The organism is Pseudomonas gingeri (assembly GCF_013385425.1).
In the GTDB taxonomy this organism is placed as follows: Bacteria; Pseudomonadota; Gammaproteobacteria; order Pseudomonadales; family Pseudomonadaceae; genus Aquipseudomonas; species Aquipseudomonas gingeri_D.
Window position 1 is genome coordinate 173124 of sequence record NZ_JACAQA010000015.1, and the last position, 20996, is coordinate 194119.

At 59.2% G+C, this 20996-nt stretch carries 14 protein-coding genes; 9 read left to right on the forward strand and 5 right to left on the reverse strand.

Annotated features, from left to right (window positions below):
* Window positions 1-56 precede the first annotated feature (56 nt).
* Window positions 57-9875 carry a two-partner secretion domain-containing protein gene (locus HX830_RS19035; RefSeq protein WP_177101889.1) on the forward strand — a complete coding sequence of 3273 codons (9819 nt, stop codon included), beginning with the start codon at window positions 57-59 and terminating at the stop codon, window positions 9873-9875.
* An 11-nt stretch (window positions 9876-9886) separates the two neighbouring features.
* Entirely contained in the window at window positions 9887-10276 is a 390-nt protein-coding gene (locus tag HX830_RS19040) for a barstar family protein (RefSeq protein ID WP_177101891.1), read from the forward strand.
* Between the two features lie 378 nt (window positions 10277-10654).
* On the opposite strand, the gene HX830_RS19045 is transcribed toward HX830_RS19040, so the two are convergent.
* Together HX830_RS19045 and HX830_RS19050 are read right to left on the reverse strand one after the other, a co-directional pair.
* Entirely contained in the window at window positions 10655-11002 is a 348-nt protein-coding gene (locus tag HX830_RS19045) for a DUF6124 family protein (protein WP_177101893.1), read from the reverse strand.
* Window positions 11003-11595: 593 nt separating this feature from the next.
* On the reverse strand, window positions 11596-11805 hold the full coding sequence (locus HX830_RS19050) for a hypothetical protein (protein ID WP_177101725.1): 210 nt from the start codon (window positions 11803-11805) through the stop codon (window positions 11596-11598).
* Between HX830_RS19050 and HX830_RS19055 the strand changes: the two genes are divergently transcribed.
* The 7 genes from HX830_RS19055 to leuD all read left to right on the forward strand — a co-directional run bounded on the left by HX830_RS19055 (window position 11759) and on the right by leuD (window position 17473).
* On the forward strand, window positions 11759-12442 hold the full coding sequence (locus tag HX830_RS19055; RefSeq protein ID WP_177101895.1) for a CsgG/HfaB family protein: 684 nt from the start codon (window positions 11759-11761) through the stop codon (window positions 12440-12442). The genes HX830_RS19050 and HX830_RS19055 overlap by 47 nt on opposite strands.
* Before the next feature lie 36 nt (window positions 12443-12478).
* Window positions 12479-12850 (forward strand): DUF4810 domain-containing protein, encoded by a 372-nt coding sequence (locus HX830_RS19060; RefSeq protein WP_103494755.1) that lies wholly within the window; start codon window positions 12479-12481, stop codon window positions 12848-12850.
* Window positions 12847-13506, forward strand: a complete 660-nt coding sequence (locus tag HX830_RS19065; protein WP_177101898.1) for a DUF799 domain-containing protein — start codon at window positions 12847-12849, stop codon at window positions 13504-13506. Before HX830_RS19060 ends, HX830_RS19065 begins: the two co-directional genes overlap by 4 nt.
* Before the next feature lie 220 nt (window positions 13507-13726).
* On the forward strand, window positions 13727-14491 hold the full coding sequence (locus HX830_RS19070) for an SDR family oxidoreductase (RefSeq protein ID WP_177101900.1): 765 nt from the start codon (window positions 13727-13729) through the stop codon (window positions 14489-14491).
* 250 nt (window positions 14492-14741) lie between these two features.
* Window positions 14742-15242 carry a hypothetical protein gene (locus HX830_RS19075; protein WP_152740272.1) on the forward strand — a complete coding sequence of 167 codons (501 nt, stop codon included), beginning with the start codon at window positions 14742-14744 and terminating at the stop codon, window positions 15240-15242.
* A 198-nt stretch (window positions 15243-15440) separates the two neighbouring features.
* Window positions 15441-16862, forward strand: coding sequence for a 3-isopropylmalate dehydratase large subunit (gene leuC / locus HX830_RS19080; protein WP_177101902.1), 1422 nt, complete (start codon window positions 15441-15443; stop codon window positions 16860-16862).
* Complete coding sequence (gene leuD / locus HX830_RS19085; RefSeq protein WP_103494761.1) at window positions 16859-17473, forward strand: 3-isopropylmalate dehydratase small subunit; 615 nt, start codon at window positions 16859-16861, stop codon at window positions 17471-17473. Before leuC ends, leuD begins: the two co-directional genes overlap by 4 nt.
* A 67-nt stretch (window positions 17474-17540) precedes the next feature.
* Here leuD and HX830_RS19090 read toward each other — a convergent pair whose 3' ends face one another.
* From HX830_RS19090 to HX830_RS19100, 3 genes are all read right to left on the reverse strand, one after another.
* Window positions 17541-18455: a LysR substrate-binding domain-containing protein gene (locus HX830_RS19090; protein WP_103494762.1), complete on the reverse strand. Its 915-nt coding sequence runs from the start codon at window positions 18453-18455 to the stop codon at window positions 17541-17543.
* A 191-nt stretch (window positions 18456-18646) separates the two neighbouring features.
* Window positions 18647-19948 (reverse strand): dicarboxylate/amino acid:cation symporter, encoded by a 1302-nt coding sequence (locus HX830_RS19095; protein ID WP_177101904.1) that lies wholly within the window; start codon window positions 19946-19948, stop codon window positions 18647-18649.
* A 102-nt stretch (window positions 19949-20050) separates the two neighbouring features.
* Window positions 20051-20926 (reverse strand): alpha/beta fold hydrolase, encoded by an 876-nt coding sequence (locus tag HX830_RS19100; protein ID WP_177101906.1) that lies wholly within the window; start codon window positions 20924-20926, stop codon window positions 20051-20053.
* Between the last annotated feature and the right edge of the window lie 70 nt (window positions 20927-20996).

Sequence of the window (20996 nt, forward strand, 5' to 3'; positions counted from 1 at the left end):
GAGGTGCCGTGCTTTTTTAACTCAATTCATTGCCTTCGTTGCATCGAGATCCCGACATGGATGTTCGTCAGTTTGCCTTCCTCGTGGGCCAGCCTTCTGCTGCCCTGAAAAACCGTGAGCACTTTTGGGGACTGCCCAAGCGCGGGCTGGCGTTCATTCTGGCGAACGCGATGTTCTGGCAGCCGTTGCTGGTTCAGGCGGACGGGATTGTGGTCAATGCGCCGGGTACGATGCTCGGGCAGGCGGGCAATGGCGTACCCATCGTCAATATTGCCGCGCCGAATGCCCAGGGGCTGTCGCATAACCAGTTCACCGATTACAGCGTCGGGACCAACGGGGTCATTCTCAACAACGCCACCGCGCGGACCCAGTCGACGCAACTGGGCGGGATTATTCTGGGTAACCAGAACCTCAACGGCACGGCGGCCAATATCATTCTCAACGAGGTGAATGGCGCCAGCCCGAGCCAGTTGCGCGGTTATACCGAAGTGGCGGGGCAGTCGGCTCATGTGATCGTGGCCAACCCCTATGGCATCAGTTGCAACGGTTGCGGCTTTATCAATACCCCGCAGGCGACCTTGACCACGGGCAAGCCGGTGATTACCAACGGCCAGCTCACGGGGTATCAGGTTGATCGGGGCAGCGTGTCCATCGACGGCGCCGGCCTCAACGCCAGCAATATCGACCAGTTCGAAATCATCACCCGCTCGGCCAAGCTCAATGCCGAGATCAATGCGAAGAAGCTGGCAATTATTGCCGGTGCCAACGATGTGGATGCCAAGACGCTCAAGGCGACGGCGCGTGCGGCCAATCCGGCGGATGCACCGCAACTGGCCATCGACTCCTCGGCGTTGGGCGGTATGTACGCGGGGGCTATCCGGCTGGTCGGTACCGAAGCCGGTGTGGGGGTCAAGCTCGACGGCAAGATGGTCGCCAGCGGGGGCGATATCCAGCTCGATGCCAATGGTCATCTGAGCATGGTCGAGACGGGGGCGATCGGGGCGATCAATGTCAACGCTGCCAGTCTTGAAGCCAAAGGGCCGATGTACGCCGGTACGACCCTGGATGTTAAAACCCAGGGCGATCTGACCAGCCAGAACAATCTGGTGGCCAAGGACCGCATCACGCTGAACAGCGGGGGGCAACTGACCAACAACGGCATTATTGAAGCCGGGGTCAATGCCGACAAAACCCGTAATGCGCTCGCTGACGTCAGCATCACTGCGCAGAACGTGACCAACAACGGCCAGAGCATCATCGCCAGCCGTGACTTGAGTGTCACGGCCACGCAAACCCTGAGTAACCAGGGCGGCACCCTGAGCGGTCAACGGCAAACCACCGTCAGCGCTGGCACCCTCGACAACCAGAGCAAAGGTCGAGTCCTTGGCGCTGATCGTCTGAATCTGACGGCTGACACCGTGCTCAACGCCCAGGGCGGCCTGATCAAAGGCCAGAATGCCTTGATCGCCAACCTCGGTCATCTGAACAACAACGCGGGTGAAGTCTCCAGCCAAGGCAACACCACGTTGATCCTGGGTTCCCTGGACAACCTCACCGGCCTGGTCATGGCCAATAACGTTCTGGACATTACCGCCACGGGCGCGGTGAACAACCAGAACGGTCGCCTGGGTTCGAACAATAGCTTCACCTTCAAGGGCCAGTCCCTCGACAACACCCAGAAGGGGCGCATCACCGCGCAGCAAAGCCTCGGCCTGACCGCTACCCATCTGGATAACACCGGCGGCTCGGTTATCACCGATGGCCCGTTGAACCTGACCGCCGACACCGTGGACAACGCCAAGGGCCGAATCTCCAGCCAGGGCGACCTGACCGCCAACGTCACCACCTTCAACCAGCAGGATGGCGCGCTGGTCACCGACGGCAACCTGACCCTGACCGGCAGCACCCTGGACAACCGCAATGCGGCGCTGATCTCGGCGAAAAAACGGCTGACCCTGAACGTCGGCAATATCGACAACCGCGCGGGGGAAATCTCCAGCGTGCAGGCGGTCAACCTCAACGGTCAGTACCTGAACAACAGCGAAGGCGGCAAGGTCCTTTCCGACACAGCGCTGGGCCTCAAGGTCGCGCAAGTGATCAACCAGAGCCTGGGCCAGTTGGTCAGCCAGGGCAGCACCACGCTGACCGGCAGCAGCCTGGATAACAGCGGCGGTAAAGTGAGCGCGCAGTCGGGTCTGGTGATCACCCTCGACGGTGCCCTGACCAATCAGCTCTCCGGCCTGATCAGCAGCGAAGGCACCCTGACGGCTCACGCTGCCAGCCTGGATAACTCGGGCGGCAGTTTCTCCAGTGCCGGCCAATTGAGCCTCACCAGCGATGGTGCATTGATCAACCAGGGTGGTCGACTGGTGACTGACGGCGGTATCGACCTGCACAGCGCCAGTCTCGACAACCGTCAGAGCGGCACGATCAGCGGCCAGGGCCCGGTGTCGATCACTACGGGTGCCTTCGACAATAGCCACAGCGGTTTCCTCAGCAGTGGCAATCGCCTTGATCTGACCACCGCCCAATTGACCAACCAGGACGGTGGCCGTATCGGCGCCAAGGACCTGACCGCCAGCGTCACCGGTCTGGACCAGCAAGGCGGTTCGCTGAAAGGCGATGCGTCGCTGACCCTGGACCTCAATCACGGTCAACTGAACAACCAGGGCGGCCTGATCAACGCGCCGCTGCTGGTGTTGAACAACCTCAAGGGCGTGAACAACCAGGGCGGCGAAATCTCCAGCGCCCAGGCCTTTACCCTCGCCGCCGCTAGCCTGAACAACGACAGCGGCAAGTTGTTGAGCAACCAGGCCCTGACCCTGCGTATCGACCAGGCCCTGAGCAATATCAAGGGCATGATCGCCGCCGCAGCCGTTGATGTGCGGGCGGGCAGCCTGGATAACACCACCGGCACCCTGAGCAGCCGTGCCGGGCTGGAGCTGACTATCGACGGTCAACTGATCAACCAGAGTCTGGGCCTGATCAGCGCCACCAATGGCCTGACCATTAACAGCGCCAGCCTCAACAACCAGGGCGGTAGTCTGCTGGGCAGCGCCATTGCCCTCGATTTCGGTGCGGCAACGGGTGATCTGAACAACGCCACCGGCCATGTCACCACTGATGGTCAGTTGAGCATCAATCGTCTGCGCGACCTGAATAACCAAAGTGGCGAGGTTACCAGTGCGCAAAGCCTGAACTTGACGGCGCGCACGCTGGATAACAGCAATTCCGGCAAGCTGATCAGCAACAACCAGTTGGCCCTGACGGCCGATAGCCTGATCAACCAGAGCGGCGGCCTGCTATCGGGCTGGCAGGGCGTGACGCTCAACGCGGGCTCGCTCGATAACCGCAACAGCGGCACGGTTTCCAGCCGTAGCGGTAACGTTGATGTGACGCTCAGCGGTGCGCTGCTCAACAGCAACGCAGGCGCACTGGCCAGTCAGCAAGCCTTGACCATCAAGGCGGGTAGTCTTGATAACAGCGCCGGTACGCTTTCCAGTGCGGGCGCTCAGAGCCTGACGGTCACCGGCCTGTTGAATAACGGCCAAGGTGGCCTGATCGACGCCGGCACGCTGCTGACGCTGAACGCCATGGCCCTGAGCAACGGCGGCACGGTTCAGGCGAAACAGGCGCTGACTTTCACCGGTACCGACCTCGACAACAGCAACGGCACCCTGAGTAGCGGTGCCGCGGTCACCCTCGATCTGCTCGGTGCATTGACCAACACCAAAGGAAAGCTCTCCGGCGTCGGCCCGTTGGTGGTGCAACGCAGCACGCAGATCAATAACCAGGGAGGTGAGCTCTCCAGCCAAGGTCTGTTGACCTTGCTCACCGGTGGCTTGGATAGCAGCAATGGCGGCCTTGTCAGTGCCAACGACACATTGCTGATCACCTCGACGGGTTCTGTACAGAACGGCAATGGCGGTTTGATCGCCAGCCGTAACGGCGACCTGCAACTGAGCGCTACCAGCCTTGGCAACGGCAAGGGCTCGTTGCAAGGCAAGGGCGCGCTCAGCCTTGATGTCAGTGGCGATATCGACAACCAGAGCGGCAAGGTGATTGCCCAGGACGGTGATCTGTTCATCAAGGCGGCCAACCTCGACAGCCGTGGTGGTCTGCTGTCGAGCATCAGTGGTGCACTGACAACCCGAGTCGTTGGTGTACTGAAAAACGGCTACGACCTGCACAACAACCGCCAGGGCGGCCTGATTCAGGCCCAGCGCCTGGACCTGCAAGCCTGGGGCGGACTCGATAACTACGGTGGCCGCATCGCCGCGCTAACGGGTGATGCGCTGGTCGATACCGGGGCAGGGGACTTCGACAACCGTAATGGCGCGATCCATGCCAATGGGCTGGTCCAGGTCTCGGGCAACAACTTCGATAACAGTGGTGATAACGACGGCCAGATCTCCGGTCACCAGATCAATATGAAGCTCGCGGGCGCCCTGAACAACCGTTTGGGCATTATCGAGAGCGACAGCACTCTTTCGATCACTGCCGCCAGCCTGGATAACCAGACCGGCCAGCTACGTGCACTGGGCGGCAGCGGCAAGACCGAATTCCAGATCGGCGGGTTGTTTGACAACAGCAACGGCAAGCTGGAAACCGCCAACAGCGATCTGACCCTGGGCGTCGGCAGTTTCATGAACCAGGGTGGCAGCGTGCTGCACACCGGTACCGGCATCTTCGACACCGCCACGGTCAATCTCATCAGGGCCGGCGGTAGCTTGGTGACCCGTGGTGGCCTGACCTTGACGGCTGATGACTGGACCAACAGCAGTGTGATCCAGGTCGGGCGGCTGACGGTCAATGTCAAGAACCTGACCCAGACCGGCAGCGGGCAACTGCTTGCCACAGACAGCTTCACCGGCACTGGCGTCAACTGGAACAATGATGGGTTGATTGCCAGCGATGGCGCGGCCAGTTTGACCCTGAGTGGCAACTACAGCGGTAACGGACGCTACACCAGCCTGAGTACTTTGGGGCTGAGTGCTGCGCAGGTGAGCCTGGGCAACACCGCCAGTGTTGCCGGTGGTGGCGATACCACGATCAATGTCGGCGGTCAGTTGAATAACTACGGCCGCATCACATCGGCTGGCGGCATGAGCGTCAATGCCGGCTCAATCAATAATTACGGAACCTTGGGCAGCAACGGCAACCTGTTGCTGAGCACGCCCACCCTGTTGAACCAGGGCGGCCTGATCTTCAGCGGCGGCGACACGGCGTTGCAGGTCAACAGTTTCACCAACCATTCGGCCCAGCTCTACAGCTTTGGCGCGGTCAGTATCGACGGCTATGGCGGTGCGGCGCAGGCGACCGAGGTCATCAATATCTCCGGGGCGATGGAAAGCACCGGCAAGTTCAGCATCAATGCCGCCAACTTCGAGAACCGCACTGAGAGTTTCAGTATGGGGCGCACGTTGGTCTCGGGTGCCATCGCCTACAACTGCACCAAATGCTGGGGGCACGACTATATTTTCAGCACCGTCGTTCGTGAGGTTTACGAAGGGCAGGACAACGACACCAGTGCCTCCGCGTCGCTTTCGGCGGGCAGCGACTTTGTTTTTCGCGGTGGCAACTTTCTCAATAGCAAAAGCACCATCAGTGCCGGCGGCAATATTTCCATCCAGGCTGACAACCTGAAAAACGTCGGTGCGGTTGGCGGTACCATCGAACGAACCCGTAGCTATCAGGAAATAGAGCTCTGGCGTGGGTTCACCGTGCCATTCTTCGGTGAGGTGATTGCTTACAACCAAAGAAACAATCCCGACTTTCCGAACATCTACTACATCAATGGCTCCGGTGGCCTGAGTATCGCGATCCCGGAGAACTATCGCCATCGTGAAGGTGGGCGCGACGGTGACACCATTGAGGAAGTCCGGTTCAAGGATTCTGTCACCGGCCAAGTAGTGACCGGCGTTGATTTCAGTTATGCATACCAGCAGATCCCAACTTCGCAGTATGACCGTAACAACCTGGCGCCGTTGCCTGATCGACTGCAATCCCTGGTTTTGCTCAGCGACGTCGAAGTCGCCAAGGATGGCGCCGGCTCGGGCCGCAGTGCCGTTATCCAGGCGGCTGGCAATGTCTCGATCAGCGCAACCCAGGATCTGAACAATAGCGTTATTCACCAGGACTACGGGTTCAGTGCGGGGGCCAATAAGGTCCAGGGTACCCAGGTGGCGGGCACAGGTGCGCCCGTTGCGGTCCGACTCAATGCTCAACTACCTCCGGACCTTGCCCAGCAGCAGGTGAACCCGCTCGCACTGCCGGGCTTCAGCTTGCCCACCGGGCAGAACGGTCTATTCCGCTTGAGCGGGCAGAGTGGTTCCGCTCAGCAAGGCGCCGTAGTGCCGGGCTGGAGCGTCGTGGGCACCTCCATCGGTATCGCCCAGCGTCAGGCAGGTACAACGGATGTTCAAGCACGTAGCGTCCCGCTATCCAGTGCTGATGGCGCGGTTGCCGCCAGCGGTGGCCAGAGCCTGGCACGTGTCCAGGGCTTGCCGGATACCTCGGGCAAGACCAGTCCGCAGAAGTACCTGATCGAAACCAACCCGGTGTTGACCGACCTCAAGCAGTTTATGAGCTCGGACTACCTGTTGGCTGGTTTGGGCTACAAGCCCGATGAAAGCGCCAAGCGCCTGGGCGATGGTTTCTATGAGCAGAAGCTGATTCAGCAGGCAGTGGTTGCGCGTACCGGGCAACGCTTTATCGACGGCCAGACCTCGGATGAGAAGCTGTTCAAGTACCTGATGGACAACGCCATCAGCAGTAAGCAGCAGCTCAATCTGTCGGTTGGCGTGAGCTTGACTGCGCAGCAGGTCGCGGCCCTGACCCACGACATCGTCTGGATGGAAACGCAGGTCGTCAACGGTGAAGAAGTATTGGTGCCGGTGCTCTACCTGGCCCAGGCCACCAATCGCCTGGCGCCAAATGGCGCTTTGATTCAAGGCGCGGATGTCACCCTGATCGCCGGAGCGAACCTGGAAAACAGCGGGACCTTGCGTGCCAGCAACAACCTGTCAGCGGTGGCGGGCAAGGATTTGCTTAACACCGGCTTGGTTGAGGCGAGCAATCGTCTGGATGCCTTGGCGAGTAACAACATTGTCAACAAATCGGGCGGGATCATTGCCGGGCGCGATGTGGGTGTGACGGCCGTCACCGGCGATGTGCTCAACCAGCGCGATGTCACCGGTATCAACCAGGCTGCGGGTTTTGTCAGCACACACCGCGAATTGCTCGACAACGCCGCGCGTATCGAAGCGGCGAACAATCTTACCGTGAAGGCTGGGCGTGACGTCAGCAACAGCGGCAGTGTGCTGCGGAGCGGTGCTGATACTTCGATCAGTGCTGGGCGCGATATCAATATCGCGGCGACTGAGAGTCACACGTCCACGAACTATGGCCGGGGGGCGAACGATAGTTCCGTTACCCAGACGGCGTCGACAGTCAATGCGGGGCGTGACCTGCAAATGACGGCTGGACGGGATCTCACGGTTGTCGCCGGTCAGATCGATGCCAAGCGCGATATCTCCATGGCAGCGACCGAGAACCTGACGCTGACCTCGGCGGCGGATGAGAGTCATTACTTATCCAAAAGCAGAAAGGAAACCACTCAGCGTGACCATGTCGCTCAGGTAGCAACGACTGTCCAGGCTGGGGGGGGTGTCAATCTCAGTGCGGGTAAGGATCTGGGGCTGATCGCAAGCAAGGTCTCTGCGGGTAATGAGGCCTATCTGGTGGCGGGTGACAAGCTGGATCTGCTGTCCGCGCAAAACAGCGACTACTCGCTGTATGACATGAAGAAAAAGGGTAGTTGGGGCCGCAAGAAAACCCAGCACGATGAGGTCACCCAGGTGACCAATGTCGGGAGCGAGATCAAGACGGGGGGCGATCTGACGCTCAAAAGTGGCGACTCCCAACACTATCAGGTGGCCAAGCTTGAAAGTGGTAAGGATCTGGCCATCGAGAGCGGTGGGGCTATTACCTTCGAAGGGCAGAAGGATCTTCATCAGGAGAGTCACGAGAAGACCAATAACAATGCTTTCTGGGTTTCTTCCAAAGGCAGCGGCAAGACCGATGAAACCTTGCGTCAGACCCAGATGGTGGCCGCTGGCAACATCACTATCAAGGCTGTCGAAGGGCTGAAGATCGACCTCAAGCAGGTTAACCAGCAGTCAGTCAGCCAGACCATCGATGCGATGGTGAAGGCTGATCCGCAAATGGCCTGGCTCAAGGACGCCGAGAAGCGCGGTGACGTGGATTGGCACCTGGTGAAGGAAATTCACGACTCCTACCAATACAGCAATTCGGGACTTGGGCCGGCTTCGCAGTTGATCATTGCTATTGTCATGGCGGCTGTTGTCGGGCCTGCCGCAATGGGGGCGATGGGCACCGCGACCTCGGCGGCGGTCAGCGCAGGGACGATCAGCGCAAGTACTGCGGGAGCTCTCTCCGCAGCCGCGGGCGCTATAGCCACCGGTGCTGCAACAAACGCGGCCACCAGTTTTATCAACAATGGCGGAAACCTGGGCGCGGTATTCAAGGATGTCACCTCATCCGATGCCCTCAAGGGATATGTCATCTCGGGGCTGACGGCTGGGCTGACCGCGAAGTACTTCGATGGTTGGACGGGGACCAAGACTGATCCGATAACAGGGAAAATTATTGGTCCTCCTCTCAATACGTGGACGGGTGTTGGGCAATTTGCTGCGAACCAGACTCTGCAATCCAGCACCTCAACACTGTTGAGTAAAGCCCTGGGGCAGGGCGGAGACATGGGCGATGCGCTGCAGGGCGCGTTGTTCAATACCTTGGCGGCTGCCAGCTTCAATGCTGTGGGTGATTACACCAAAGGGGCGATTGCCGATGGTACACCACAGAAAGTTGTCATCCACGCGATGGTGGGTGGGTTGCTGTCACAGGCAACTGGCGGAGATTTTGCGACAGGAGCCTTGGCGGCCGGTGCCAATGAGGCGTTGGTTTCGCACCTGAATAGTCTGGTCAACGGCGATAAAAACCTGTTGACCATGAGTTCGCAGATTGTAGGTGTCCTGGCAGCCGCCACGCAGAAGGATGCAGATGCTAGCTCGCTGGATAAGGGCGCTTGGATTGCGAAAAACGCTACGCAATACAACTGGTTGCTCCATCACGAAGCTGAGCAAATGATCCGTGAGGTCGATGAGCAAACAACTGATGAGGGAAAAAACAAGGTCCGTGAGCGTTATGCCGAGCTGGATGAGGCTAGGAATAAAGAGTTACCCGATCTATGTCAGAAAAATCCAGGTTTTTGTGAGCGTTTATCCGCGCAGTTAGCGGCTGATGATCCAGCGCTTCTAGCGTATGCCCATGACTTGGCTAGGCAGGGGAAAGGTGATCAGGCGCTTATAATCGGGTATCTTATAACCGGAAATAATCTCGCGGCACAGAATACCATCGCGGCCGAGCTGTCTACTCTTTCAGAGGGTGATGGTTCTCGCTTTAAGAATGCGTTGGGCGCAGTCCTTCTTGGTGCAACGCTTGGCGGAATGAGGCCCCCGAGTGTATCTGGTACAAAAGAAGCAGTTCGCTTTATTGATAGCGTAAAAGTTGTTGATCAGAAGACAGGGCAGGTTTTTCAGGGGACTGTTGACCTTGGTCCGACCTTGGATCGAATAAGCTCAGGTGGCACGTTCCCTCACCGAAATGATGGTTCCATATTTCAGAATCGGGCTGGAGATCTACCGCCAAAACCGATAGGTTACTATACGGAATATGTGCACCCAACCCCAGGCGTCTCAGGGCCAGGGCCTCAGCGAGTGATTGTAGGGGGAAGCGGTGAAATGTATTACACTGCAGATCACTACAAAACATTTATTCCGATTAAAAATTGAGGTTGATAAAAATGACACCATTCAACTTTACGGAAAACGCACCCTCATATGATGCTGCTGAGGTTTTTTATGTTCGGATCGACCCTCGCATTGGCTTGACAGGTGAACTGTTAAGATCGTTGTATTATCTGCTTTGGTTTCCAGGGTATTTTGGGTTTAATTGGGATGCGCTGTATGACTGTTTGAGAGATTTGGAGTGGATTAAGTTTCATAAGATTGTCCTTGTGCATGAATCTCTTCCGCAGCTGCCTGAGGATGATCTAAAAGTGTATTTAGAAATTCTAAGAGATTCGGTTCTTGGGTGGGTTGATGACGAGAGTCATGAGTTAGAGGTTGTTTTTCGGTGTGCTGATAAAGTTGTGATTGAAAATATATTGACAGGAGGTGGCGTGTCGTATTGATATGCGTTTTTATTTGCATTTTTTTATGCAAAAAAAACGGAATTGAATGGTGCTTCCGAACGTTCTCCGGATGCCCATTCGTCCTGATCTCACCCCTTGAGGACCGACGTACATCTGAAGGGGTAATGTCTTGCAAGAGGGACGGCTGGGCTTTGCCCGTTCTGACGTCTATGATCAGGATGTTGTTACCAATTCAACGACTAGACCTTTGGGGAAAGTGGGAAAGTGGGATAAATTTTAATGGCACTTACTTGACGGCCAAACACCTGAATTAAATCAGAAGAATTAAGAAGGGCTGGTCTTGGTCTACGATGAGTAAATGTCAAAAAGAAGCACAAAACGGGGAGCCTGACTCCCCGTCCAGCCTTCTACACAACGTCACCCACTGACGTTAGCCATACGCTTATCCAGCACCGAATCCACCCACAATTGCGCCAGTTCAATCAAGTGCACCACACCCATCGCCACCTTGCGATTGGCGCCGGTCTGGTTGTCAGCGTTCTCATAGGCCGTGGCCGCAGCGGATTGCAGTATGGAGTACGCGTTGACCAAGGCGTCTTCATGGCTTTGCGCTTCAGGCAACAAGTCTTGCATCGATGTCGCACGGGCGGATTTCGCCTTTGTCCCAGGCATCAGGTTGTAATGAGCAAAAGCCCGATCGGCCGCCTGCGGATCGATAGCCTCGGCACTGGATAAGGCGGGCGGGTTGGGTGTGATCTTGAACATATCGCATAACTCCCTAGTTTGATTGGAGCCGCCGCTGATCGCGACTAAACGATGGGGTGGCGGCCGCGCGCAGGTTAGTCGACCGGAAACTAGGGAACCGGCGCACCCTAAGGTGCCCTGCGCACGACCACCATAAAGTGCAGGCGATAAAAAAGCGCCCGTCTCAAGGATGGCGCTGTGCGCCGTAGTTTCGCGGGCGACTAAACCCGATCACTGATGAGCAGTGACAAGGAGGAGACTAGCCAGCGGAATAGGCAGGCGCAAGCGAGTTGGATTTTCTAGGAAATTTCACTCAAGGGAAAGGGAGTTGTCTTTCCTGTGCGCCTTGATCGCAATTGCGCGCAGCATAAAAACGCTTGTGGAAGATATCGTCGGCACTTGTCGGAAATGGCCTTACTCGGCTTATGCGCTTGATCCGGGTTCGGTTTTCCGGTTTCTTGACGCCTCATAGCCGCCACTTTATGATGCGGCCACTAATTTGATATCAAATGTTTCAAGGAATGAACATGTGTGTTTCCACCCTCGGGATGAGGTCCCCCGCGGCCATGCCGTGCCGTTACCCGAGTCTCTTCGTTTCTTCGCAATCCCCCCGTTCAAAACCCTGGAGCGCTTTCAGCAGCCTCCGGCGATAACCCCTTGATGATCACAGGTCCGGCTTCGCCCACGGTGAAGGCCGTTGCCTTGCTGTTCGCCTGAAATTTTTGTCCGCCTGTTTCCCAATATCCCCAGATCCGATTTTCCCCAGGAGTGTGCTGCATGAAAAAAATCTCACAGGTCGCCATTTTCGGGATGGCAGCGATCACGCTGACCTCCATCGGTGGTTGTGCCACCGAGAGTTCCCGAGCCTTGCCGGTGCAGCAAGTGGAAACCGCCAACCAGGCCTACGCCGGTGTGCGTACCCCCATCGCTGTCGGCAAGTTCGATAACCGTTCCAGCTATATGCGCGGGATCTTTTCCGATGGTGTCGACCGTCTCGGCGGCCAGGCCAAGACCATCCTGATCACCCATTTGCAGCAGACCAACCGCTTCAGCGTGCTGGACCGCGACAACCTGGCGGAGATCCAGCAGGAAGCGAACATCAAGTCCCAGTCGCAGAAACTCAAGGGCGCGGATTTTGTGGTCACCGGCGACGTCACCGAGTTCGGCCGCAAGGAAACCGGCGATCGCCAGTTGTTCGGCATTCTCGGGCGCGGCAAGACCCAGGTGGCCTACGCCAAGGTCGCTCTGAATATCGTCAATATCGTCACCTCGGAAGTGGTGTATTCCAGCCAGGGCGCGGGTGAGTACGCGCTGTCCAACCGCGAAGTCATCGGTTTCGGCGGGACTGCCAGCTACGACTCGACCCTCAATGGCAAGGTCCTGGACCTGGCCATGCGCGAAGCCGTGAACAAGATGGTTCAGGCGATCGACAGCGGCACCTGGAAACCGGGCCGGCCATAAGTACCTCTACAACAAAAACAGGGAGCTTCACGCGTCATGGGTAAAAAGTTCGGTTTGCTAGGTTACATCGCGGCAATAGCAGCAGGCGGCGCCTTGTTGGCGGGCTGCGCTCCGCAGGTCAAGACGCTGTATCAGTGGGAAGGCTATCAGCCTCAGGTTTACCAGTACTTCAACGGTGAGGCCAAGGAGGCGCAAGTCGAGGCCCTGGAAGCCGACTTGCAGAAGATCAAGGCCACCAATCGAGCCGCGCCGCCGGGTTATCACGCCCACCTGGGCATGCTCTACGGCAGCCTTGGTAAGGACGACCAGATGGTGCAGCAGTTCCAGACCGAGAAAGCATTGTTCCCTGAATCGACGGCTTACATGGACTTTCTGTTGAGCAACGCCAAGAAGGGGATCAAGCAATGAATTCGCGTTTTCTGAGTGCTCTGGCCGCTCTGCTGCTGGTGAGTCTGCTGGGTGGTTGCGCAGCCCCCAAGACGGTGGATTATTCGGCCTACAAGCAGGCTCGCCCAAGGACGATCCTGGTATTACCACCCCTGAACGAATCTCCGGATATCAAGGCCACCTACAGCCTGTTGTCCCAGGTGACATTCCCGCTGGCGGAAGCCGGTTATTACGTCATGCCGGTGGCGCTGGTGGATGAAACTTTCCAGCAGAACGGCCTGAACACGCCAACCGACATCCACAACACTTCGCCGGCAAAGCTGAAGGAAATTTTCGGCGCGGATGCGGCCTTGTACATCACGGTGACCCAGTACGGTACGCAGTACCGGGTGATCAGCAGCGCGACCATCGTGACGGCCAGTGCCAGGCTGGTGGACCTCAAGACCGGGACCGCGCTCTGGACCGGTAGCGCCACGGCTTCCAGCGAGGAGGGGAATAACAACAGTGGCGGCGGTCTGGTCGGTGCGTTGATCACCGCAGCGGTCAAGCAGATCATCAACAGTGCCAACGACGTCAGCCATCCCATTGCCGGGATCACCAGCCAGCGGCTGTTGTCCGCCGGGCATCCGGCAGGTTTGTTGTATGGGCCGCGCTCGCCGAAGTACGGCACGGACTGAGGCCAGCGGTAAATAAGGGGGCACGATTCAAGCCTGGCTTGGTCGTGCACAACGGTGCGCTGAAAGGCTCGAACTGCCCCCTTTTTAACATTTTGATCCTTATCGGGAGGGCGACAAGATGAAAGAGATCGCTGAATGTGACAGCAAGAAACGGATAGGTCGCAGAGCGCTGCGTCACTAGGCTGAGGTTCCGAAATGGAATTGATGCAAGGCTTGGAAAATGAAACAGTTATCAGGAAAAGTGGCAATTGTAACGGGTGCGAGTTCAGGCATTGGCTACGAGACGGCAAAGTTATTCGCGAAGGAGGGCGCGAAAGTCGTCGTAACGGCGCGCCGTCAAGTCGAGTTGGACTCACTTGTCGCCGAGATTGAAAATGGCGGAGGCGAAGCGATTGCCGTCGCAGGAAACATCAAAGACGAGAAACTCGCGCAAACATTGGTGGCGATCGCCGTCGGTCGTTTTGGCGGGCTCGATATTGCCTTCAACAACGCCGGTTCGACAGGGGAGAGTGCATCGGTTCCCGACATTTCAGCTGATGTCTGGAATGCCATTCTCGATACAAACCTGACCAGTGCGTTTCTGGGGGCGAAATATCAGATCCCAGCGATGCTAAAGCGCGGCGGCGGTTCCATCATATTTACATCGACCTTCGTTGGCCACACCGCCGGCTTCCCGGGAATGGGAGCCTATGCGGCCAGCAAGGCCGGGCTGATCGGCCTGATGCAAGTAATCGCTGTCGAGTATGGATTGCATGGCATCCGAGCCAATGCCCTTCTACCGGGAGGCACGGATACTCCTATGGGGCGCGCCGCTACCAATACCCCGCAAGCCCGTGCCTTCGTCGAAGGACTACATGCGCTAAAGCGCCTGGCACTGCCAGAGGAGATTGCGCGATCAGCGCTCTACCTCGCCTCTGCAGCATCGAGTTTCACCACGGGATCGTGTTTGATGGTCGATGGTGGCGTTTCCATTAATCGGACGTAATCAGCGCTTCCTGTTTCCACGGGCGCCTGCCGAGGTCCAGGCGTCCGTTGACGGTCTCAGGCCTCCCCACAATTCCAATACATCTTTTCGATGGGCGATCTGTAACAAAGATTGTATATTTGTACATTCATGTTACATGACTGGAATCATCTCTTTTCTCTCTCTTTGACAGGACACTGCATATGCTCGCCTTGAAAGGACCTCAGCAGCACGGTGACACCACCCGCGCCCGTATGGCCGGAGGTCGGGCATGAGCGGCGGATCAGTAGTCGCCTGGGCCACGGCGCTCAGCACCCGGGTCTTTGAGCGCAAGGCCTCCGATGCGAAGAACGCCAACCTGCAGGAAATCAAGAACAAGCAGGTGCTCAACAACATCCCGAGGGACCCGACCGCCCTCGACACCACGAAGATGCAGAAGGACAAGCTGCAGTCGCAGTTCCAGGGCTTCGACCCGAAATCGGTCACTCCGGATCAGTTGGCCAAGTACAGCAGTATCCTCCAGGAGAATGGCCTGATCAGCGCCACCACCGCCGGCCTGCTGTCCAGCGCCGGGGCGAAAGGCAAGTCGGGCGAGAAATTCAACGCGCTGGACTATTTCGCCAGCCAGATCAGCACGCTGCAAAGCGGCAGCTCCAATGACCAGTTCTCCAACCATATGATCCCGGAATACAAGAAGGCGATTAACGTGCTGCTGAACCTGCAGCAGTTCGCCAGTTCCGGCGCCAGCATGTCGATCAATACGAAAGTCTGAAACCCTTGCGGTATTGATGGCCGTCTTCGTCGGCCAGGCGCTTGCGCAACGCAAGCGCCGATCAAACACGATCCATGTTCCCAGCCATCACCCTCCCGCCATTGATGGTCCGTTCCCGCCGCCTATGATGACGGTGACGCCTGTCGGCCTGCCCGTGATCCGACAGCCTCGCGTACTTTCATTTCTGCGAGCGCCCCCATGACTCAAACAAGAACCCTCTACGACAAGCACATCGATTCCCATACGGTGTGTCGCCTCGATGACCAGGGCCATGTCCTGCTGTATATCGATCGTCAGGTCATCAACGAATACACCAGCCCGCAAGCCTTCAGCGGCCTGCGGGAAGCCAGGCGCGGTGTCTGGCGCGCGGAAACCGCGCTGGCCGTGGTCGACCATGTCAACCCCACCGCGCCCAAGCGCGTCGCCGCCATGCCGGACGCCGGCGGTGCCCGCCAGGTGTCGTACCTGGCCGAAAACTGCGCCGACTTCGGTATCGAACTGTTCGATGTGCTCGACAAACGCCAGGGTATCGAGCATGTGATCGCTCCGGAGCAGGGGTTTATCCTGCCGGGCATGGTGGTCGCCGCCGGTGACAGCCACACCACCACCTATGGGGCCCTGGGGGCGTTCGGCTTCGGTATTGGCACCTCGGAGATCGAACATCTGCTGGCGTCGCAGACGCTGGTCTATAAGCGCCTGAAAACGATGCGAGTAACGGTCAGCGGCGAACTGGCGCCGGGCCTGACATCCAAGGACGTGATCATGGCGCTGATCGGCAAGATCGGCGCTTCCGGGGCCACCGGTTATGCCATCGAGTTCCGCGGCTCGACCATTGATGCCCTGAGCGTCGAGGCGCGCATGACCATCTGCAATATGGCGGTGGAGGCGGGCGCGCGTGGGGCCTTTATGGCACCCGACGAGAAAGTCTTCGCCTACCTCAAGGACAAACCCCGGGCACCCAAGGGCGCACTGTGGGAGCAGGCCGTGACCCGTTGGCGGGAGCTGCACACGGATGCCGGCGCGCAGTTCGACCGTGAAGTCGAACTGGATGCCAGCGCACTGGAACCCATGGTCACCTGGGGCACCAGCCCGGACCAGGCCGCGCCCATCGGGGCGAACGTGCCGGACCCGCAAGACATCAGCGACCTGATCCTGCGCCAGGACATGCGCCGCGCCCTGAATTACATGGGGTTGGAAGCCGGCATGCCGCTGAACGAGATCGTGATCAGCCATGCGTTTATCGGTTCCTGCACCAATGCGCGGATCGAGGACCTGCGTGACGCGGCCCGTGTGGTGCGTGGTCAACACGTGGCCAAGCATGTGCGGGCGATGATCGTGCCGGGCTCGACCCAGGTGCGTGATCAGGCCGAGGCCGAAGGTTTGGCGGCGGTGTTTATCGACGCCGGCTTCGAGTGGCGGCAATCGGGTTGCTCGATGTGCCTGGCGATGAACGATGACGTGCTGGAGCCGGGCGACCGCTGCGCCTCCAGCACCAACCGCAATTTCGAAGGGCGCCAGGGTGCCGGGGCTCGTACGCATTTGATGAGCCCTGCGATGGTGGCCGCGGCAGCCATTGCCGGACACCTGACCGATATTCGCCATCTGGAGCCAAGGCCATGAGCATGCAGCCGTTTTCCCAAGTCACCGGCAAGGCCGCGCCGATGCTGGCGGCCAATATCGACACCGATGTGATCATGCCCAAGCAGTTTCTCAAGGGGATCGATCGCAACGGGTTGGACCGTGGTTTGTTCTTCGACCTGCGGGTGTTGCCGTCGGGTGAACCCAATCCTGAGTTCGTGCTGAATCAGCCGGCCTGGAAAGGTGCCAGCTTCATGGTGGTGGGGCCGAACTTCGGTTGCGGTTCCAGCCGTGAACATGCGGTGTGGGGTTTGAAGCAAGTGGGGATCCGGGCATTGATCGGCAGCAGTTTCGCCGGGATTTTCTACGATAACTGCCAGCGCAACGGGGTGCTGTTGATCACCCTGGACGAGGCGACGGCGCAGCGCCTGGGGCAGGTGGTGAGCCAGCCGCAGAGTGCCGAGATCACCATTGACCTTGAGAGTCAGCAGATCCGTTTGCAGGATGGCAGTGTGATCGAGTTCCAGATCGATACGTTGCGCAAGACGGCATTGATGCTGGGGTTGGATGCCATTGGCAGCACCTTGCAGCGCAGTGAGGAGATCAGGGCGTTCGAGCGGGCGCATTTGCAGGCCAATCCCTGGTTGAGCTGAGCCGGGGCCGGTTCACCGATTCAGGGGACTCATCACATGAGAGTCATGTGGTGAGTCCCGACGGCAGCTAGATCGACAGCTGTCGAAAATGCTCCTGCAAGAACTCCACACACACCCGCAATTTCCCCGAATACGCCAGCCGCGTCGGGTACACCGCCCAGACATTCGCGCTCTGGGTGTAGTCGTGCAGCACCCGCACCAGTCGCCCCTGTTCCAGCAGCGGTTTGACGTCCCACAGCGAGCGCAGCAGGATGCCGCGTCCATCCAATGCCCATTGCAAGACAATCTCACCGCTGTTGGACGACAACGGGCCGCGCACCCGCACGCTGTCCTGGCTGCCGTCGCGCTCCAGATTCCAGATACCGAAGGCGTTGTCACGCTCCTTGAGCACCAGGCAATCGTGTTGCTCCAGGTCGCTCAACTGCTGCGGTGTGCCACGCCGTTCCAGGTAGGCCGGTGCCGCGCAGAGTACCCGGCGATTGCTCACCAGGCGCCGGCCGATATGCTGGCCGGGAATATCGTCGCCCACGCGGATTTCCAGGTCGAAACCTTCGCTGACGATGTCCACCACGCGGTCGAACAGGTCCAGGCGGATCTCCAGGTCCGGGTAACGCTCTGCCAGAAGCGACAGCGCCGGAGCCACATGATTGCGCCCGAAACCGAAGCTGCTGCACAGGTGCAGGCGGCCGCTGGGGCTGTCGTGGGCTTCGGAGAGTTCGTCGTTGAGTTGCTGGAAATCTTCGAGAATACGCACGGCCCAGCGTTGCACTCGCTCGCCGTCCTCGGTCAGGGCGATACGTCGGCTGGTGCGGTGCAGCAGGCGGGTGGCGAGGGTGGTTTCGAGGATCTGGATACGTTTGCTGACGTAGGCGGGCGACAGTCCCAGTTCATCGGCGGCGGCGGCAAAGCCGGCCTTGCGGATAACGGTGAGGAATACGCGCAGGTCTTCGGGCAGGGGCACGGTGTCTTTCTTTTGGCTCATGGGAAAAGCAACGAACGCTGGCGGCAGGAGCCGCCAGAATAGCATTGGATGGGCAGGGCCGAGGATCGTCGCGAGCTCGAAGGCTGCGGGCCTTCTGTAGGAGCATGGCTTGCCAGCGAAGAGGCCATCAGGATCGCCAAAAGCTTCGCGGGCAAGCCCAGCTCCTACAAGGATCCGCGGCGTTGCGTGGATTATTTGAGCGCCGTGGTATCGGCCTCGGCCAATGCCTTGCGCCCGCGCCTGAGGGCAATCGGTGCCATCTTGCTGCGGTCCAGTTCGCCTTCCCAGGCGGCCACCACCAGCGAGGCGACGGCGTTGCCGATGATATTGGTCAGGGAGCGACACTCGGCCATAAAGCGGTCCACCCCGAGGATCAGCACCATCGCCGCCACCGGTACGGTCGGCACCACCGCCAGGCTCGCGGCCAGGGCGACAAACCCCGCACCGACCACCGCACCGGCGCCCTTGGAGGTGAGCATCGTCACCGCCAGCAGGGTCAGTTGCTGCTCCAGGGTCAGGTCGATATTGGTCGCCTGGGCCAGGAACATGACCGCCAGGGTCATGTAGATATTGGTGCCGTCGAGGTTGAAGGTGTAGCCGGTGGGCACCACGATACCCACCACGCCCTTGGAGCAACCCAGGCTTTCCAGCTTCTGGATCAGCTGCGGCAGGGCCGACTCCGACGAACTGGTGCCGAGCACGATCAGCAGTTCCGACTTGATGTAGCCCAGCAGGCGGAAGATGCTGAAACCGGCATAACGGGCGATGCTGCCCAGTACGCAGGTAATGAAGATGAAGGCGGTCAGGTAGAAGGTGCCGACCAGCTTCATCAGCGGCAGCAGCGAGCCCAGGCCGTATTTGCCGATGGTGAAGGCCATCGCGCCGAACGCGCCGATCGGTGCCACCCGGGCAATCATACCGACAATACGGAAGAACACCTCGCTGGCCTGGTGGATCACGCCGACCAGCGGACGGGCCTTTTCACCGACCATCACCAGCGCCAGGCCGAACAGGATCGAGACGAACAGCACCGGCAGGATCTCGCCCTGGGAGAAGGCGTCGAAGAAGGTGGTGGGGATCACATGCAGCAGGAAGCCGGTGATGCCTTCGCCATGCTGGGCCTGGCCGACAAAGTTGGCGATGGCCGAGGTGTCGAGGGTTTTCACGTCGACGTTGAAACCCGAGCCGGGATGCAGGGCATGGGCCGCCACCAGGCCGATCGCCAGGGCGAAGGTGGAGACGATTTCGAAATACAGCAGGGCCTTGCCGCCAACCCGCCCGACCTGTTTCACGTCGTGCATGCTGGTGATACCGGAGACCACGGTGCAGAAGATGATCGGGCCGATGATCATCTTGATCAGTTTGATGAAACCGTCGCCCAGGGGCTTGAGGTCGATGCCGGTCTGCGGCCAGTGGTTGCCGATCAGCACCCCCAGCACGATGGCGATGACCACCTGGATATACAGGGTTCCCAGCAGTTTGCGGATTGTCATTGTTATTATCTCGTCACAGTTTTTGGGCAAGCCGATCCCGTCCTGGGTCGTTGGCGGCGGCCCAGGGGGAAGGGGTGGATCAGGTCCTTTGCGTCAGGCTGTTCAGCGCAGGAAGGTCAGGACTTCGCCGAGCAGCTGTTCCGGGATTTCTTCGGCCAGGTAGTGCCCGCCGGGCAGGGCCTTGCCGCGTACATCGGTAGCCACCTGCTGCCATTCGTGCAGCGGATTGAAGCAACGGCCGACAGTGCCTTCGGCGCCCCAGAGCGCCAGCAGCGGCATATTCAACTGGCGTCCGGCCTCGAGGTCGGCGCGGTCGTGTTCCAGGTCGACGGTGGCGCTGGCGCGGTAGTCTTCGCAGATGCCCCGGGCGCTACCGGGCAGGCTGATGCAGCGCAGGTATTCGCTGAAGGCTTCGCCGGTAAAGGGCTTGAGGCCGGCACTGCGGCTGCCCATCACGCTGCGCAGGTATTGTTCCGGGTTGGCTTCGATCAGGGTTTCCGGCAGCGGTGCCGGACGGATCAGGAAGAACCAATGCCAGTAGGCGCGGGCAAAGGCTTCGTCGGTCTGGGTGTACATCGACAGGGTCGGGGCGATATCCAGCAACACCATGCGTTGCACCACCTGGGGATGGTCGAGGGCCAGGCGATGGGCAACGCGGGCGCCGCGGTCGTGGGCGAGGACCGAGAACTCGCTGAAACCCAGGGAGTCCATCAGGGCCACGCCGTCGCGACCCATCTCGCGCTTGGAGTAGTTGAGGTGCTGTTCGTCGGCTGCTGGCCGGGCGCTGTCGCCATAGCCGCGCAGGTCGGCGGCGACCACGGTGAAGTGCTTGGCCAAGTCGCCTGCGATCTTGTGCCAGATGACATGCGTCTGCGGGTGGCCGTGCAGCAGGAGCAGGCCCGGTCCGCTGCCGCCGATGCGGTAGGCAATGTCCACACCGTTGACGTGGCGCTGGTCTTTCTGGAATCCGGCGAACATGGAGTGACTCCTTATGATTGTTGTGTACATCCTAAGACCCACAGCGCAGGGGGCAAGGCGTAAAGCGTGG

Coding starts and splice junctions, on each gene's coding strand:
- HX830_RS19040 (WP_177101891.1), top strand. CDS start 9,887: ATGACACCATTCAACTTTACGGAAAACGCACCCTCATATGATGCTGCT.
- HX830_RS19075 (WP_152740272.1), top strand. CDS start 14,742: ATGAGCGGCGGATCAGTAGTCGCCTGGGCCACGGCGCTCAGCACCCGG.
- HX830_RS19100 (WP_177101906.1), bottom strand. CDS start 20,926: ATGTTCGCCGGATTCCAGAAAGACCAGCGCCACGTCAACGGTGTGGAC.
- HX830_RS19035 (WP_177101889.1), top strand. CDS start 57: ATGGATGTTCGTCAGTTTGCCTTCCTCGTGGGCCAGCCTTCTGCTGCC.
- HX830_RS19070 (WP_177101900.1), top strand. CDS start 13,727: ATGAAACAGTTATCAGGAAAAGTGGCAATTGTAACGGGTGCGAGTTCA.
- HX830_RS19095 (WP_177101904.1), bottom strand. CDS start 19,948: ATGACAATCCGCAAACTGCTGGGAACCCTGTATATCCAGGTGGTCATC.
- HX830_RS19065 (WP_177101898.1), top strand. CDS start 12,847: ATGAATTCGCGTTTTCTGAGTGCTCTGGCCGCTCTGCTGCTGGTGAGT.
- leuD (WP_103494761.1), top strand. CDS start 16,859: ATGAGCATGCAGCCGTTTTCCCAAGTCACCGGCAAGGCCGCGCCGATG.
- HX830_RS19055 (WP_177101895.1), top strand. CDS start 11,759: ATGAAAAAAATCTCACAGGTCGCCATTTTCGGGATGGCAGCGATCACG.
- leuC (WP_177101902.1), top strand. CDS start 15,441: ATGACTCAAACAAGAACCCTCTACGACAAGCACATCGATTCCCATACG.
- HX830_RS19045 (WP_177101893.1), bottom strand. CDS start 11,002: ATGTTCAAGATCACACCCAACCCGCCCGCCTTATCCAGTGCCGAGGCT.
- HX830_RS19060 (WP_103494755.1), top strand. CDS start 12,479: ATGGGTAAAAAGTTCGGTTTGCTAGGTTACATCGCGGCAATAGCAGCA.
- HX830_RS19090 (WP_103494762.1), bottom strand. CDS start 18,455: ATGAGCCAAAAGAAAGACACCGTGCCCCTGCCCGAAGACCTGCGCGTA.